The sequence below is a fragment of the Sphingobacterium sp. 1.A.4 genome (assembly GCF_002734245.1).
GTDB lineage: Bacteria > Bacteroidota > Bacteroidia > Sphingobacteriales > Sphingobacteriaceae > Sphingobacterium > Sphingobacterium tenebrionis.
In genome coordinates this window covers 34,836-50,139 of sequence record NZ_PEAZ01000044.1, presented here as the reverse complement: position 1 = coordinate 50,139, position 15,304 = coordinate 34,836, and the positions used below count along the sequence as shown (strand labels likewise).

The 15,304-nt window shown below is 43.1% G+C and carries 10 protein-coding genes; all 10 read right to left on the bottom strand.

The window, feature by feature from the left end:
- Positions 1-335: 335 nt before the first annotated feature.
- Genes CRJ00_RS06755 through CRJ00_RS06710 form a run of 10 tightly spaced genes read right to left on the bottom strand, consistent with a single transcriptional unit; the run spans position 336 to position 15,302 of the window.
- Positions 336-1,385 (bottom strand): PKD domain-containing protein, encoded by a 1,050-nt coding sequence (locus CRJ00_RS06755; protein ID WP_099366109.1) that lies wholly within the window; start codon positions 1,383-1,385, stop codon positions 336-338.
- Between the two features lie 21 nt (positions 1,386-1,406).
- On the bottom strand, positions 1,407-2,792 hold the full coding sequence (locus CRJ00_RS06750; protein ID WP_144038114.1) for a discoidin domain-containing protein: 1,386 nt from the start codon (positions 2,790-2,792) through the stop codon (positions 1,407-1,409).
- A 10-nt stretch (positions 2,793-2,802) separates the two neighbouring features.
- Positions 2,803-4,521: a LamG-like jellyroll fold domain-containing protein gene (locus CRJ00_RS06745; RefSeq protein WP_134776911.1), complete on the bottom strand. Its 1,719-nt coding sequence runs from the start codon at positions 4,519-4,521 to the stop codon at positions 2,803-2,805.
- Positions 4,522-4,531: 10 nt separating this feature from the next.
- A complete protein-coding gene (locus CRJ00_RS06740) occupies positions 4,532-6,136 on the bottom strand; it encodes a DUF5008 domain-containing protein (protein WP_099366106.1) in 1,605 nt (534 codons plus the stop codon).
- A 3-nt stretch (positions 6,137-6,139) separates the two neighbouring features.
- Positions 6,140-6,880: a fasciclin domain-containing protein gene (locus tag CRJ00_RS06735; protein ID WP_099366105.1), complete on the bottom strand. Its 741-nt coding sequence runs from the start codon at positions 6,878-6,880 to the stop codon at positions 6,140-6,142.
- On the bottom strand, positions 6,880-8,418 hold the full coding sequence (locus tag CRJ00_RS06730; RefSeq protein ID WP_099366104.1) for a RagB/SusD family nutrient uptake outer membrane protein: 1,539 nt from the start codon (positions 8,416-8,418) through the stop codon (positions 6,880-6,882). Before CRJ00_RS06730 ends, CRJ00_RS06735 begins: the two co-directional genes overlap by 1 nt.
- 12 nt (positions 8,419-8,430) lie before the next feature.
- Positions 8,431-11,562 (bottom strand): SusC/RagA family TonB-linked outer membrane protein, encoded by a 3,132-nt coding sequence (locus tag CRJ00_RS06725; protein ID WP_257213702.1) that lies wholly within the window; start codon positions 11,560-11,562, stop codon positions 8,431-8,433.
- An 11-nt stretch (positions 11,563-11,573) separates the two neighbouring features.
- Positions 11,574-12,665 (bottom strand): DUF5007 domain-containing protein, encoded by a 1,092-nt coding sequence (locus CRJ00_RS06720; RefSeq protein ID WP_257213701.1) that lies wholly within the window; start codon positions 12,663-12,665, stop codon positions 11,574-11,576.
- 19 nt (positions 12,666-12,684) lie between these two features.
- A complete protein-coding gene (locus CRJ00_RS06715) occupies positions 12,685-13,785 on the bottom strand; it encodes a discoidin domain-containing protein (protein WP_099366102.1) in 1,101 nt (366 codons plus the stop codon).
- An 11-nt stretch (positions 13,786-13,796) separates the two neighbouring features.
- Complete coding sequence (locus CRJ00_RS06710; RefSeq protein WP_180268438.1) at positions 13,797-15,302, bottom strand: RagB/SusD family nutrient uptake outer membrane protein; 1,506 nt, start codon at positions 15,300-15,302, stop codon at positions 13,797-13,799.
- Positions 15,303-15,304 lie beyond the last annotated feature (2 nt).

Genomic DNA, 15,304 nt, shown 5'->3' with positions numbered 1-15,304 from the left:
AAGAGCAGATTCCTATGGCATCCAAAATATGGAAATGCAGGGTGCAATGGCCATCTTCACGGTAAACTTGAAAAGAATCCTGAAATTGATCTAAAAAGGAGGAATATTACCTCAAAATCAATGGATTTGAGATTCTGAAAGCCTAAATAGCCACTCATGGTCGATTAAACCTTCAATAAAACCATTAAAAAACAAATTTTCAGAAATCCTTAGAACAAAAATGACCGAGTAAGATAAATCTTGTACTCAGTCATTTCTTTAAATCTCATTAAAAAGTTGAGACTTTTTCAGTGCCCTCATGAATTTTACATGGCTTTTTTATTTGGATGAAATCCTTATTGAGGAATCTGTAGGAGTCTTACCTCACACATCTGGAAGTTTGTACCACTCCGTAATTGCAGTATAGAGAACTTATAGTACTTATACGCTGTGCTATTATTGAAGGTAAATGTTCTAGATAGGTATCGCGAAGGGAATTCTTCATTGCTCCGGTGATCAATCTCTGTCCAGGTAGTACCATCGTTTGATCCTTCGACTTTCCATTCTTTAGGATCCCTTTCTTGGGCATCATTACCCGAGGTCATCCGGTATCCATTAATGATCTGCGGAACATAGTACTCAAATTGCCAGGTCAGGCTGTTCCCAACCCCACCAATGAATACCTTAGTGTTGGTATTGTTGTCGATCATTTTCTTGGAACCTTCATTGGCATCCGGTCCGCCACTGTTATCATGCGAAATGGTAAAGATGTTGTCGAAATTCGTCAAGTCTTTGATCTGCCCAGTTTCCGATAAAAGAAACTCGATCGTGGCTTTGGATTTTTTCGGAGTAATAACCGTTAGGAATATCCGTTTGAATTCCCCCGGGGCAAATGATAGGGTTGCTGTTTTCTCCGTGGAGAAGATAACAAATACGGAGGAAGAAACAGCGTGTGTCCAAGAGGCGGATTCAATCTCCATCGCAGTTTCAAAAGAAAGTTCCATTTTTCGATCCGGTAGAATTTTCGTAGCTACCTGTATATAGGATGAAGGATTGATTTTAATGGTTTCCTCCCGTTGGGCCCAATAACCTTCCCCATTCAATACGACCATCTTTACCTTATAGGTTCCTGTATTCAGAAACGTATGGGTAGGAGAAAGTTCGGATGATGTGCTATCATCAGCGAAATCCCAACGGACCTCTTTAAAATTACTTGATTTATTATCAAATTTATAGGTAAAGGGATCCTTTGGATCTGCTACAGTGAAATTAAAGGCCGCTGCAGGTTTTTCCTCCAATCCATCTACTGGAGAATTGTCGATTATATCCTCTCGGGTGCAGCCCATGCTGATGGTAATAAGCATCAGCAGAAGGGCATATGTCGATTTTAATAGTTTCGTTTTCATAATATGGAATCTTTTAGGTGGCTATGGAATTCTGATCATTCTCCACTCGGAAGCTTGGAACAAACTGGAACCCACATTGGACGTAATATTCAAACGGTAATGGGTATATGCTTTTGGTAGATCAATATCAAACCTTCTTGTCAGGTTCCGTGAGGTGAATACCTCAGCGGATCTCGAATCGATGGTTGTCCAGGTAATTCCGTCATTGGAAGCTTCCAGATGCCATACATTCGGATCCCTGTCCGATGCATCATTTCCAGATGTCAAAGTATAAGAACCGATCTTTTGTGGTGTGCTAAAAACAAGTTTCGCTTGAAGATCTCCAACAAACCTACCCACAAGCCATTTGGAATTATAATTACCATCAATGAATTTTAAAGATCCTTCACCGGCATTTGGTCCACCTGAGTTGTCCTTATTCACGCTGAAAACCCCTTGGTTGGTCACATCGACCTCAATTACATTCTCCGAATCAATCAGCAAAATTGTATAGCTTTTTGCCGGATTGATCACATGAAGGGATGAACTGGTCATTTCCACCATGATCGCCAATTGTTTATTCACGTTTGCTGAGATAACAGACCAAGGAACATCTACATTAAAATTAGCGGTTCTTGCGTTACTTGCAACCTGTACCCTTGATGGCATGGTGAACTGACCAGCCTGTAGGGCAACCGTATTAGCCGGCAATACACCCGATTGTATCAATTGGGCAATGGTATCTGTGGAGGTTGCTAAGTTCACAGTAAAGGTAGGGCCAGGAAAACTAGCCAGTGTGATACCGATCGGGATGGACATCCCCGAAGAGGCACTTTCATAATTCGTTTGGTTTTTCGCAACCAGAACCTCACCAGCACCGTTGGTAAAGGAAATATAATGGATATCATCCAAAACCAACAGATCCTCTGTATTCAAAATGATCACCCCATCGGTTTTTGTAGGATCGATGTTATTACCCTTTCCAGCTTCTGTGATCTTATAGCCGATCACAATATTTTTTCCGAAATATTTTTCCACCTCTGTACGGGTAATCTTGATTTCGAATTTGCTAGAATCAGCCCCAAAGTTAACCTTGATGGCATTGGGCAACATGATCGATTCTGCCGCCACCGCCACATGGTCGGAACCAAGATTCCCATCGGCGATATGCTCAAGAGCGGCTTCCTGATTGACACCAAGGGCGACTTCGAAAGCTTTGGCGGCGGGTTTGGATAACTTTATGCTTACCGGAACAACCACCTGTTCGTTTGTTTTTATTACCTGACCGGCTATACTACCCGTTCCAACCGTTGTCGGATTATTCTGGGTAGATTCAAACTCCTTTAGGTCTTCTCGTGAACAGGCAGAAAATGCTATAGCTGCAACGAAAAGATAGGAGAGATAGAGAAGATTATTTTTCTTTTTCATACGGCATTTCTTATTTATCAATCCATACACGGCCGTCCAATTGCCAACCTGATTGTCTTGGAACTTTTAGCCAACTAATGATCTGTGTTGCTATATCGATGGTCCTTGGAACCTGTGCGCCTAAATTCTGGGAAGATGGGGCACAGAGGTAATCGTTGAAGTTCAGGATCTGATAATTGCTATTTCCAGTTTTCAGATGTAGACCAAAACTTCCTTCATCCTTAATGATACCTGCCTCAGATCGCATCATCGGATAATGAGCAACCAGATACTGCATGTAAGGATGGTTAGGATCAACACCTATCTCACAGCTATATTGTTTGATCACATCCTTCCCCAAATCTGCTTTCCAGAATTTGATATCTGCCAGATAAGCATCGGAACGCCAATTTTCACGCGTTGGGATAAAACCAATCCTAAATTTCGCATCGGAGGATATTTTTCCCCAGCCTGTTATTTCTCCTTCCTTTGATAGTTCCCCATTGGTGTATAATTTCACCATGCGTTTACCATCCACGATACTTCCGGTCACAGCAATGGAATTCCAAGTGCCACGGTTCATGTTTTTATCGGCCTTGATCTCTCCGGTCCCCTTATCACCACGAGCATTAAAAATCCAAGACTCACCAGCAAGGTGGATCACCCATCCAATCCCATCCGTTTCGCGATCCCAGGCGCCTTGCCAATGCTTTCGCTTACCAATAATGGATGGATAACTGAAACTGTAATTATTATTGGAACCTTTATTCTTCTTGATCTTCAGCTCGATGGTGAAATCGGTGGTATCCAGATCGAATAAAGGATTATCCCCTTCATCCAATTGAGCATAATTTTCTGCATTGAATCGCATGAACGATCCAATGAATTTATTTCCGATATAAGGTTTCCCAATGAACTTAGTGACAAATTTAGGGGAGTGCATGATGGTGAAGGTGTTTACCTCTGGATTACTGAAAATGGTATTGTCGTTCTGTGCTTCGGGAATTTCAAATGGTCCACCTTGGCTAGACGTAACGATCACCAGCCAGTTTTCTCTCGCATAATTAGGCCTGGCCTTCAATGCCGTCATGATCTCTGCCAATTGCCCATCAAATTTTTCGATGGATGCCTTATAGGTAGGGTAGGAATTATCATAGCCCGAAGCCTCACCAGCTTTATCAATATCACTAAAATGTCCTGTGATAAAAGATAGATCCGATTGCCCTAAGGCAGCAATCACTTTGGACTTTACATCCTCATCATTGCTGGCCAGTTGGGAAGTAATTCCTGTAGCATAATGATCGATAAAGGTCTGCTTGGTGCTGATGACATTCATCTTGATGCTATCTGCATAGTCCATTACCCGTTTGTAAACTACCGGAAAAGAAGCCAATTTATTGGTGCTGAAATCGTCAGATCTTACGCCATGCTTCACATAATTCACGCCAGTAAGGACATCCGTCCAATTGGATGCAACATCCAAAGCATTCTCCTCACTCAAGGAAACCCAGGAATGGATCGCATTGGGAAGCATGCCCATCATGGTAGGAATCTGTGCTGTTCGGACAGATTCTCCTCGTGCACCATCCACCAATAATAACAAAACCTTAGGTGTTCCGTAGATAACATCCACTTCTTCTTCCTCTTTTTCAGGAATGATCTTGCTGAATTCTTCTTGACAGGCACTCAAAAACAGTCCCATCAGGACAAAAAGCACAGCATATAATGGTTTACAAATTCTCTTTCTCATAGCGTTCAAATTATTCAAGGATTAAACGTGTTATGTTATTCGCCACAAAATCATCAATCCGAGTAAAGGAGCCCAGTAGTAAGATGGCTCGTTTTCCATCCTCCGAAGTGGTCTCTATTATCCGATTCAGACTTCCATTCATTTGACCAATATTATTATAGCCTTCAGCTAAGGATCCATCAGGTTTCAGGAACATAAACCTATTCTTGGCCACACCTCCATATTCAATGAATCCACCACTTACCACGATCAATCCATCGTTCAATTGCTTGGCATACCAAGGGTAACCATTGCCAAAGGATTTCGCTTTAAAGGTATTATCAATGCTTCCATCTTCGTTCAAGAGGACCATTCTAGCGGTTTCCACCCCATTGAAGGATTTGAACTCGCCCACGACTACATATTTTTTGGTAATAGGGTTGTAGGTTACTTTATTCACTTTGAAATTAGCTCCAGAGCCGGTGTTAAAGGAGGCGTCTACTGTTCCATCGGCGTTCAAACGAACGATATTTCCTACGGTAGTCTCATCAAAACGATTGAACCTGCCAAATACAACGATCTTCCCTTTTAAAGGTCCCTCGTCGTGGAAAAAGGTCTCGATCGATCCATTGGCGCCAGCAAATGCCTTGTCGCCCGTAAATCGATAGGTCTTATCAAGCGTTCCATCTGTATTCAATCTGGCTACATGGCGGATCTCCGTAGAATCCAAGATCACGGAGTCTTTGGTTTCCATAAAATTAGGCTCCCCATAGATCCGGTTTATATGGTATCTGAAATTTCCAGAGGCGATGATCTTTCCATTATGTTCATAGATATTTGCTACAAACTGGTCAAATCCACCATTGAAGGTAGGGTAGTACTTCGTGGTATCATTCTGCTCCGGACGTCTGAACGGTTTGATGCCCATGGTATCAATACGACCACTCAGATGAATACGGGTGATGTTCGAAATATTGTCCTTACGTTGGTCATATCCTGAAAAACCCCCAGAGATATAGTAATGGTCCTGGTATTGAAGGATGGAATTGATGTTTCCATTGGATCCATCCCCAGTTCTCCAACTGATGTCGTAAGTTCCGTTTCTAAAGGTCCGCACCAATTTGTTGATCGGTTTTACAGAACCCTTCTCTTCGTAATTGCTAAAATTCCCTACAAAGATGTACTTCTCATCAATCGTCCATAAATTGGCGTTGATCGAACCGTTGGATCCTTTCGTTGCTCCCCAGGTAGGGTCGATATTCACTTTACCTGATACGGTGAACTTTGGCCCAAAAACAATCATATCATCAATATAGATAGAGGTCACTCCTGTACTGGCAAATGTGGGCACTTTTACCACGATCTGTTCATCATTGATGCTGACGATTTCCGCCTTTTCCCCATTGAAATTGAAAATCGCTTTATCCTTATAAGCTTCAAGACCGGTTACCTTGATGGTCACTTCGGTGCCTGGTGCCCCAAATTCAGGCGAAGTTTTAAGGGTTCGATCCATTTTGACAAGTAGGTTTTCCTTGCCTTCCGGATAAGGTTCTGAGAAGAATTCCACTTCCTTATTACAGGAAGAAAGCGCCAAGGCGACAAGAATTCCTAAGGTATATATAAAATTTCTTTTCATGACTTAGCGTTTACTTTCAATAATATCGTTCATAACTTGGTTCTGGTCAAATCCAAAGGATACCCTGGTATAATCCAATACGTGGATCACCCCATTGGTAGGTTGGATATCCGAAGTAGAAACAGGCACCGGATCAAAATTGTCTGGCCTGGAAGGATCTCCGATCAGACCTACATGCAATTGGCGGTATCCCATATACTTGAGGTTACTTCCACTTCCTACAGCATCATTGAATACCACGCCGATCTTGAAGATATCTCCCGCCATGGATCGGTAGTTCTGACCTCCAAATAGCGACAATAAACCAAAATCAATCTGTGGATAATCCGCCAACTTGTTTTTACCACGGAACATGTAGCGGTAAAGATATCGTTGCCATATGGATGGATCCACATCGGTAAAAGTTTTGATGGTATCCTGTTTATTATCATACAAGCGCCTATTTAAGCCGCCTTTATCTTTTGAACCGATCAGGTCTTTGATATCCCGGTCTGAAGGAGCGAAGAAGGTGAATTCCTCCGTGTTGAAGAATTCCTCCATCTCTGCTGCTCGGATAATTGCTGCCACGGAATCAAATAGTACAGGTTTGGAATCTAAATATTCCAGTATGGTACCATCAAATTCAGCTTTTGCTAGTCCGCCATCTTTGTAGTAATCATCTTTTGCACATCCGGATATGCCCAGGAAACCCAGTATCCCCAGCATACCCCATATTGATAAATTCTTTGTTAACTTCTTCATCATTAGCGTCCAATAGTTGTCCAATAATCATTTAATCGCATATTCGGGTTATAGCGCAAAGCTTCTCGATCGATTGGCCAAGTCCATCCTCCACGGTTGAACTGGTCTAAACTCAATGGGCTCATGGTCCATGTCGGATTCAGGATACGACGGGTTCTGATCAAATCGAAATAATGATGGCTCTCGCCGAACAACTCCCGACTTCGCTCCATGAATATAAAATCCTTTAGCTCAGCACCACCAGACCCGGTATAAGGGGTAGCTTCTGCGCGGGTTCGGATCAGGTTTACTGCCCGAATCGCTTCATCATCATTCGAACCTGTTTCTGCACAAGCTTCTGCATACAATAAGATCGCATCCGCATAACGGAAGATCAAGAAGCTATTGTCCGGGTTCTTATCCTCGTTTCCGGATGCATACACATTGGTACCATATTTTCGAAGTACAAAATTCCCATTACCGGAGTAGATATCCTCAAACCACATCTCCCTGCGTTTATCCGCCACATCCTCTGGAAATAATCTCATCATATAGGAGGGTAGGTAATAACAGTGACTGATCTGGTTGGTAAAACGTGGGAACTTATATGGCCAACGTAAGAAGTGATCCCAAAATGGCGTCAATGGATTGACATTGTCACCATAGTTGATACTTTTATAGAACTCAAATAGAGATTCCTCACTACGACCTTTGGTCACGATTGCCCAGTTCTGATCCGTAAATGGGGCAATCAGTTTATGTTGGTTGCTGGCAAGCAATTCCTTTCCTAAAGCTATAGTGGCCTCATAATACTTCTGTTTATTGGTATGGTCAAAACCTGAGTTCCACATATTCATATGCATCAATAGGGCAATAATTGCTCCTTTGGCAGGTCTTGCGCCGCGAAGGGATGGGTCGTTCAATGACCAAGGCATCAGGTCCTTTTGAGGCATCAGGTCCTCGATGCATTTATTGATTACCGAGACCATGGCCTCCCGAGGTAGGGCAGCAGCTTCATAGGGTTGGGTATAATACACCACATCACCATATAACCTGCACATCCAGAAATAAGTGAAATTGCGCATGAACTTTGCTTCAGCAATATACCTGTTCTTTTCACTGTCGCTCACACCAGGGATTCCCTCTTCCAATTTCTGGATCAGGATATTCGTATTCTGGATGACCTCGTAATAGGTTTTCCAATTGGTGATCAGGTCAATATTGTACCAGTCAAATAAAGGATTGCTGATGGCCTGGTTCAGGTCGTTCTGACCCATGACCTCGATCACCTTCCGGCTATTCTCATTATTGGCCAAAGGCGAGATGAAGATCTCACCGGAACGGGCTTCACCAATGGCTCCCATTACCCAGGATTCATTGATCTTATCGAAGAAACGGCTGTAGATAAAGGCAAAATTGGCCTCTACATCTTCCGCAGATTTATAATAGTTATTTCCAGTTAAACGGTCTATAGGTTCTACATTCAGATAATTGTTACATGAACCCAATCCGAGCATTAAACCCAATCCTACGGAAGCTAATTTTAAATTAAATCTTTTCATTGTTTTCATGATTTAGAAGGATAAGTTTAAACCAAGTGCATAACCTCTAGGAACCGGGTAGCCATTGGAAAGGTCACGGCCTAAACTGGTCACACCCTCAGGGTTAGGTCCAGAATATTTTGAAAAGGTGTAAACATTGTCCATGGTGGCATAGACCCGGAAACGTTGTAACCTGTATCTTCTTAAAAATTCCCGATCAAAATTATAGGCTAGGGATACCTGATTGATTTTGAGGTAAGATCCGTTTTCTTCCCATAAAGTTTGATCATTCCGCAGTGGATTGATATTGCCCGCGCGGGAGAAATCATAAGCATTCGGATACTTGGCGATATCACCATCCTGACGCCACATATCCAGATCATCCAATGGAACTACCGATTGTAAACCGTAAGGATTTGCCAACAGCCGCATACGTTCCGCTAATGCATTATTGAAAATCGTTCTTCCGGCTGTATAAGAAGCGGCGATCGTCAAGGAGATGCCTTTGTAGGACATTTCATTCTGAATTCCGCCGATGAAATTCGGTTGAGCACTGCCTGAACGGGTGTAATCCCTATCATCGAGAATATAATCACCATTTTGATCAACCCAGATCGGATCTCCAGCTTGGAAGAAGGTACCATCCGGTGTCCTATAACGAAGGCCGGTTCTCGGATCTACCGGAACATCCGCATCTGTCGCATATACACCCCGGTTCACCAATACATAATTGGAGAAGGCATGCGTACCTACGCGGTTCAGGATGTGTTGTTTGGCCGCAGAACCATCCCAACGAATCAATTGACCATTGAAGATACTTGGCAATTGCAAAAGGACATCCCGGTTATAGGCGCCATTGACCGACAGCATCCAAAAGAACTTATCGCCTTTCAATGGTCGTAATCGCAAGGAAACCTCATGACCATAGTTTACCAAACCCCCTTCGTTTGAGGACAGCGTGGAGAAACCGGTCGTATTGTTCAAATAGGATTCCTGATACAGGTTTTCTGTACGTTTATAATAGGTATCATAGATGATATCGATCTTGTTGTTCAGAATGATCAGGTCAAAACCTAAGTTGTACTGCATGGAAGTCGTCGGTTTCAAATCAGGATTTGGAATCAGATAGGAGTCGATACCGATCCCTGTTTGCTGATTGTAGTTCCCGTAGATATTGTATTTACCATAGATCCGGTCTAAGGTTGCCGTAGGCATCACGTTTACTCCCCAGGTACCGCGAAGTGCTGCGGTATTGATCCAAGGCAATCCCTTGATCCAATCTTCCCGGTGGATGTTCCATTTTAATCCTATGGATGGATTCTTGGTATAAAGGTTTTCAAATCCATTCAAGGAAGATCCATCCAAACGATAAGTCAGGTCTAGTACATACCGGGATTTATAGCTGTAGTTTCCTGCGAAAGCAAAAGATAGTGCTTTCTCATTTTTAAAGCTCAGAATACCACCTCCACTGGAGAAGAAACCATCAAAACCCAATGGACCTTCAAACTGATCGTTCGGCGTACGACGTTGCGTAATGACCGAATTCTGGTTGGTCACGTGGATGATCTCATTGAAAATACTGAAGAATAAATCATGATCCTCATTCAATGTCTTCGAGTAGTTCAGGTTATTCCTACTATAGAATTGTGAGTAACGATTGTTGAAGGCATATACTTCAGAGAATTGGCCCGAAGAGGCTGCCGGCGAGAATTTCTCCTCTGTACCAGAAGATAGTTCATAGCTTAGTGTCGTACGGAATCGGAGGTTATCGATGATCTCCACTCCAGCTTCAATAAAGGGTTTTATTAATTTGGTTTTATTGTCGTTCCGTGTTCTGATCGCGGCAACATAGTCCGATGAAGCGGTAAAGAATCCTGGAGGTGGCAATAGGGTGGAAGACTGACCTCCACTGGCTACCCCAGTCTGTAGAATACCTGTTCCATCCCCTTTGTTCATCTTTCCCAGTTGGGCAAACACCTGACCTACAAACTCAAAGCGTCTGGAAGGACGGTAATCCATCCTTAAGTTCGACGAATAACGGGTAAATCCTGTATTCTTGATGACCCCGGTTTCATCGTAGAAATTGAGGTTGGCTTTATAGGATAATTGCTGATTTCCACCATCCATACTGAAGTTGTGGTTCTGGTTAAACGTGTTCTGATAGAATAAGCCCTGCCAGTTGGTGGAATTGTTGAAGTAGGAGTTCAAACTATCCGCAAGGGAAGGCGTCTGCATAATTTTATCCAATTCCCCTTGCGTACGAGCATTGGTATAGATCTGAAGCAATTTTAGGTTTCTTTCCATATTACCGCCCAAGGTCTCCCGTAGTTTAGGGATCGACCTCATAAAGGAGGAATGCGTATAATTGATCCTTGGCACCTCTGAATTACCTCGTTTGGTATTGATGATGATTACACCATATGCCCCTCTAGATCCGTATAAGGATGTTGCTTGGGCATCTTTAAGAATCTCGATGCTCTCTACATCTTCCGGTGGAATCAAGGAAAGTGGGCTGATACCGGGACCTTGTTGTTGAAGACCAAACTCTGAGGCTCTGTCCGCATCCATCGGGACCCCATCAATTACATACAAAGGAGAGGTCGGCATCAGGATCGATTCATTACCAGTTCCTTGTGTGGAAAGGGTGGATAGACCCCGGATCTGTGTGGATCCACGGAAACCCGGCGCACCGGTATTCACCTGAATGTTCAATCCAGGAACTTTTCCTTGCATCAAGGACTCAATATTGATGGCAGGATTATCTTTGATATCCTTCTCACCTAAGGAATAGGATGAACCGGTGGTTTTTTCCTTGGAACGGGCTACATAACCACGTACCACGACTTCTTCCACTTGGTTATCGGTTGCACTCAAGCGAACCGTCAAAGAAGTTTGGTTCACATTGATCTTGATCCTTCTTTCTGTAAATCCAATACCTCGGAAAATCAAGGTCGTATTGGCAGGAACCGTAACGGTAAATTCGCCATTATCTTTGGTAGCTGTCAAAGCGCGGTTGTTCGAGGCGTTTAATATTGTAACCCCACTTACCGGCTTGTTGGATTCATCCAATACCTTTCCTTGAATCTGCTGGTTCTGGGCCATGGCAAATGAAATGGAAAGGACAGCCATCACCATATATAAAATGATATTTTTCTGTAGTTTCATAAGGTTAATATTTATTCATCCTCAAATTTTGGACTCTCTCTACGGAACATAAACACGATCTCCCAATCACCAGGCTTGAAAATCCTGAAATCCAATCCCATCTCGCCATAGGTCAATGTTCCTCCCATTCCGGTTCGGGAATATTTGAAGACGACCCGGGCATTGCTACCGGAATTGTAATCGGTTCGGATACTGGTCAATGGAATCGGATAAGCAACATCATATTGTACATATTCACTGGTCATCTGTTTGTTGAACCCATGTACCAATAAGTCCCATTTTGTTTCATTGAACTTTGCGGGGTTGATGGCACTACTATCTGGATTCAAAAACCTAAACCGCAGGCTCTTACCGTTTCCACCTTCAAACCTTCGAATAAATACCACCAAGTCTGTCTGCTTATCATCATTCTTCAGGTTGGTATTCGAGTTAACCCCGATGATGTTGCTGAACCAAGAAGGCTTCAGGTATTCTCTTTTCGAGGGATCCTTCGGGTTTCTAGGATCTGGCGCCACTCCGCCCGTATAGGGATTCATATCATAATCTGGCGAATAATCCCGTTGCCGCCAAGGGATCAACTGTAGGTCTTTGATGATCTGAAAGCCTCCAGAATTGGATACCTTAAGGTCAAAGAACCGAACATCCTGAGTCTTCACCACCGTATCGGCAGGTCTAGGAGCGACTGTCTCGTTCGTGGAAGATCCGTACATAATGAACCTTCCATAATCGTCCACTTCGAAATATGGTTTTTCGACCAGATGTCTTTTGGCTTCGATTTCCGCTAAGGATTTCTCCTTACCATCGTATTCGGCGATCCATTCATAGGTCGGTGCCTTTTGGAAAACATCCGTATAAGGTGTTCCATCACCGTACCGCGGATTGATGATCTCAAACTTCAGGGGCAAGGTGGAGTTATCCAAGAGTAAACCTGTATGTATATTATCCCGACCTATGATAGGTTGGATAACTTTGTTCTCGTAAGTAATGTTTTCACTGATGAAGTCGCGGTCTGCAGGAAGTTCAAAGGTTTCCTTACAAGCAGCGAAAAGTGAACAACTGCCTAACAAGACGCTCATTAATCGTATGGAATTTGATAATTTCATTTTTAGCTATTCAGTTAGGTTAATCATGTTTGTTTACACTCCAATCGGCTAATTGCATGTCCACTCCAGACCGAACGCGGATCAAGCGTAGTCGGTAGAATTTATAGGCAACGGTATTATTGATAAAGAATACCCGTTGTTGGAATCGGGATGTAAATTCCTCCGAATTTCTGGAGTCCAGGGTAGTCCAATCTGTTCCGTTATGAGAAGCTTGTAATTGCCAATCTGCTGGATCCCGTGTTGGAAAGTCGTTGGCAGATGTTAGGGTATAGGCATTGGCTACCGATGGTGAATTCAGTTCTACCTGCATCCACTCTGGATTGTTCATGGCGCTTATTAAATATTTGGTCTCTGGGTTTCCATCGAATACATATTTAGAGGCTTCTACCGCATTAGGTCCACCGGAGTTTTCTCTTGATACGCTGAATTTACCACCTACGGTAACAAATAGGTTTGGTGGAGGCGGAATATAGGTCAATTTGTTCACGAAATCGTTGAAACCAAACACATGGTCAGGAGCCAAAACATGGACAATACCATTATCTGCTTGGATATTGATGGATTCCGTGGTGGCAGTGACCCAATTCCGGGTAAACTGGCTCCTTTTGGTATCACTATACTGAATGATTACCGGACCACCCTTCAAATAGCCAGAAGAATTGCCGCTGATCACCTTGGCATTCATCGGATAGCCATTTTTATAATCAAACAGATTGATACCATCTTTTAAGAGCATGGAATCTGTAGGGTAATAGCCTCTGATCAGGTATTGCGATATCATGGTATCCAGATGTAGGATATCCACATTATTGATGTATTCCAAGGGTTTATCAGCCTTTTTACGGGTATTGTTCAGGTTCTCCAACGCTATCTTGAAACTTTGGTTGGTAGGCGCGAACAAGGTAATGTTGTTGGATTCCTTCAATAGTTTTTCCATCTCCGTACGGCCCACCACTTTCACCAAGGAATCGAAAACACCGTGTTTACTTAATAGGTAATCATAAATGGTACCATTGAATTTTATTTTTTGTACCTCTTCATTATAATAGCCAGCATCTTTTGTACAGGCTGTTATAAGGATGATGAAAAGGAAATAAAGGTAATTTGAATGTTTCTTCATGATGCTTCTTATTATTTCCAGTACTCATTTTGGGTTAACTTGCTGTTCTGTGCCAGTACATCTTTCGCTATTGGCCAATAGATGGCGTTTGCTCGGATCATCTGGTTGATCGGCGAATTGTCATTCTTTAGGCGGCTATATCGAATCAAGTCATACCATCGATGGCCTTCACCCATCAATTCTCTGTTCCGTTCATGGAAGATCGCATCCACCAATTCACCATTTTTCTCAAAGGAATACTTGGCGAGGCCTCTTCTTTCCCGCAGCGTGTTCAGCAGATCGATTGCGCCATTTGTTTCGCCCAATACCGCTAATGATTCCGCACGTAATAAGTAAATATCTTCCAGGCGCGTAAAGACCGTAGCACTCGAGAACAAACGGAAAGTTGGGTCGGTTACACCACCAAGGATACACTTGATTTTGCTGAAGATGGGATAGCGACCATTGAAGTTCCTGAAATAGTTTTCAGACGTAGGATTCCCCAAAGTATCTGCACTGAATCGTTGGTCATTGGCCTCATTGAAATACTGAAGGATTTTATCCTTCGGAAGGAACATATCTGGAATGGTCTTATCCACCACCGGTGTTGCCAAGGTCAATTCTTCGATATGTCCGGTGAAAGAACCTTCCACATGGTTGTACACATGGCCGAAGCCCAGTAATTGGTTACTGTTTTTATCGTAGAAAAAGCCATTGGAAGCCGAGAGTGTTTCTGAAGGGATCAATCCCATGCCTGCTCTGCCGTAATTATCGACAACAAATTTGGAATAGGTTGCCGCATCAGGATAATTGCTCTGCCAAGCGGCCACATGCGCCAATAGAGCATAGGCCGTTAATTTTCTAGCCAATGCACCGTCCCAGCGAGACGGTGCTTCATTGTAATAATTTCCGATCTGCTGTGGGTCATTAACAGAATAACGATAAGGAAGATCTGCAGCGGCAGCTTCCAACTCCTGCTGAACCCAGGCCAAAACCTTGAATTGGTCTTCACGAGGAGCATCGGTAAACTTTCCTTCTTGAGAGGATGTGATCAATGGCACGTCGCCCCAGATCCGAACCATATAAAAATAGGCAAAGGCCCTTAGAAAGCGAGCTTGCGCTACATCCACCACCATATTGTTGTCGGTATAGCGTTTATCATTCGCCAAAACCTCCGGAACACGTTCAATAAAGATATTGGCCGCATTGATAACCGCATAGAATCTCCGCCAGCTTTTAAGGTCTTCCATCACCCCGTAAGAAGGGGATAGGTTATGGCTACTGATGGCTTTCAGATCTTGACGAATCGGAATGCTGAAATCGCCTGAACGAACTTCACCATAAAGCCAGTGGGCATTATGATCATTCAGGGCGGCTTTTGTTAATCCATAAACCCCCATCAAAGCTGCTCTGGAATCCTCTAATTTTAACCACATGTTCTCTTCAGAAACCAAGCGACTGGAGTCTATATCCAACATCTTTTTGCAGGATGATAGGGTTAAAGATGATATCAGAATAATAAATAATAATCTTTTCATAA

Bases quoted from the DNA above. Each gene is read 5' to 3' on its own strand.
- CRJ00_RS06715 (WP_099366102.1), bottom strand. From the start codon at position 13,785: ATGAAGAAACATTCAAATTACCTTTATTTCCTTTTCATCATCCTTATA.
- CRJ00_RS06710 (WP_180268438.1), bottom strand. From the start codon at position 15,302: ATGAAAAGATTATTATTTATTATTCTGATATCATCTTTAACCCTATCA.
- CRJ00_RS06740 (WP_099366106.1), bottom strand. From the start codon at position 6,136: ATGAAAAGAAATTTTATATATACCTTAGGAATTCTTGTCGCCTTGGCG.
- CRJ00_RS06725 (WP_257213702.1), bottom strand. From the start codon at position 11,562: ATGAAACTACAGAAAAATATCATTTTATATATGGTGATGGCTGTCCTT.
- CRJ00_RS06735 (WP_099366105.1), bottom strand. From the start codon at position 6,880: ATGATGAAGAAGTTAACAAAGAATTTATCAATATGGGGTATGCTGGGG.
- CRJ00_RS06745 (WP_134776911.1), bottom strand. From the start codon at position 4,521: ATGAGAAAGAGAATTTGTAAACCATTATATGCTGTGCTTTTTGTCCTG.
- CRJ00_RS06750 (WP_144038114.1), bottom strand. From the start codon at position 2,792: ATGAAAAAGAAAAATAATCTTCTCTATCTCTCCTATCTTTTCGTTGCA.
- CRJ00_RS06720 (WP_257213701.1), bottom strand. From the start codon at position 12,665: ATGAAATTATCAAATTCCATACGATTAATGAGCGTCTTGTTAGGCAGT.
- CRJ00_RS06755 (WP_099366109.1), bottom strand. From the start codon at position 1,385: ATGAAAACGAAACTATTAAAATCGACATATGCCCTTCTGCTGATGCTT.
- CRJ00_RS06730 (WP_099366104.1), bottom strand. From the start codon at position 8,418: ATGAAAAGATTTAATTTAAAATTAGCTTCCGTAGGATTGGGTTTAATG.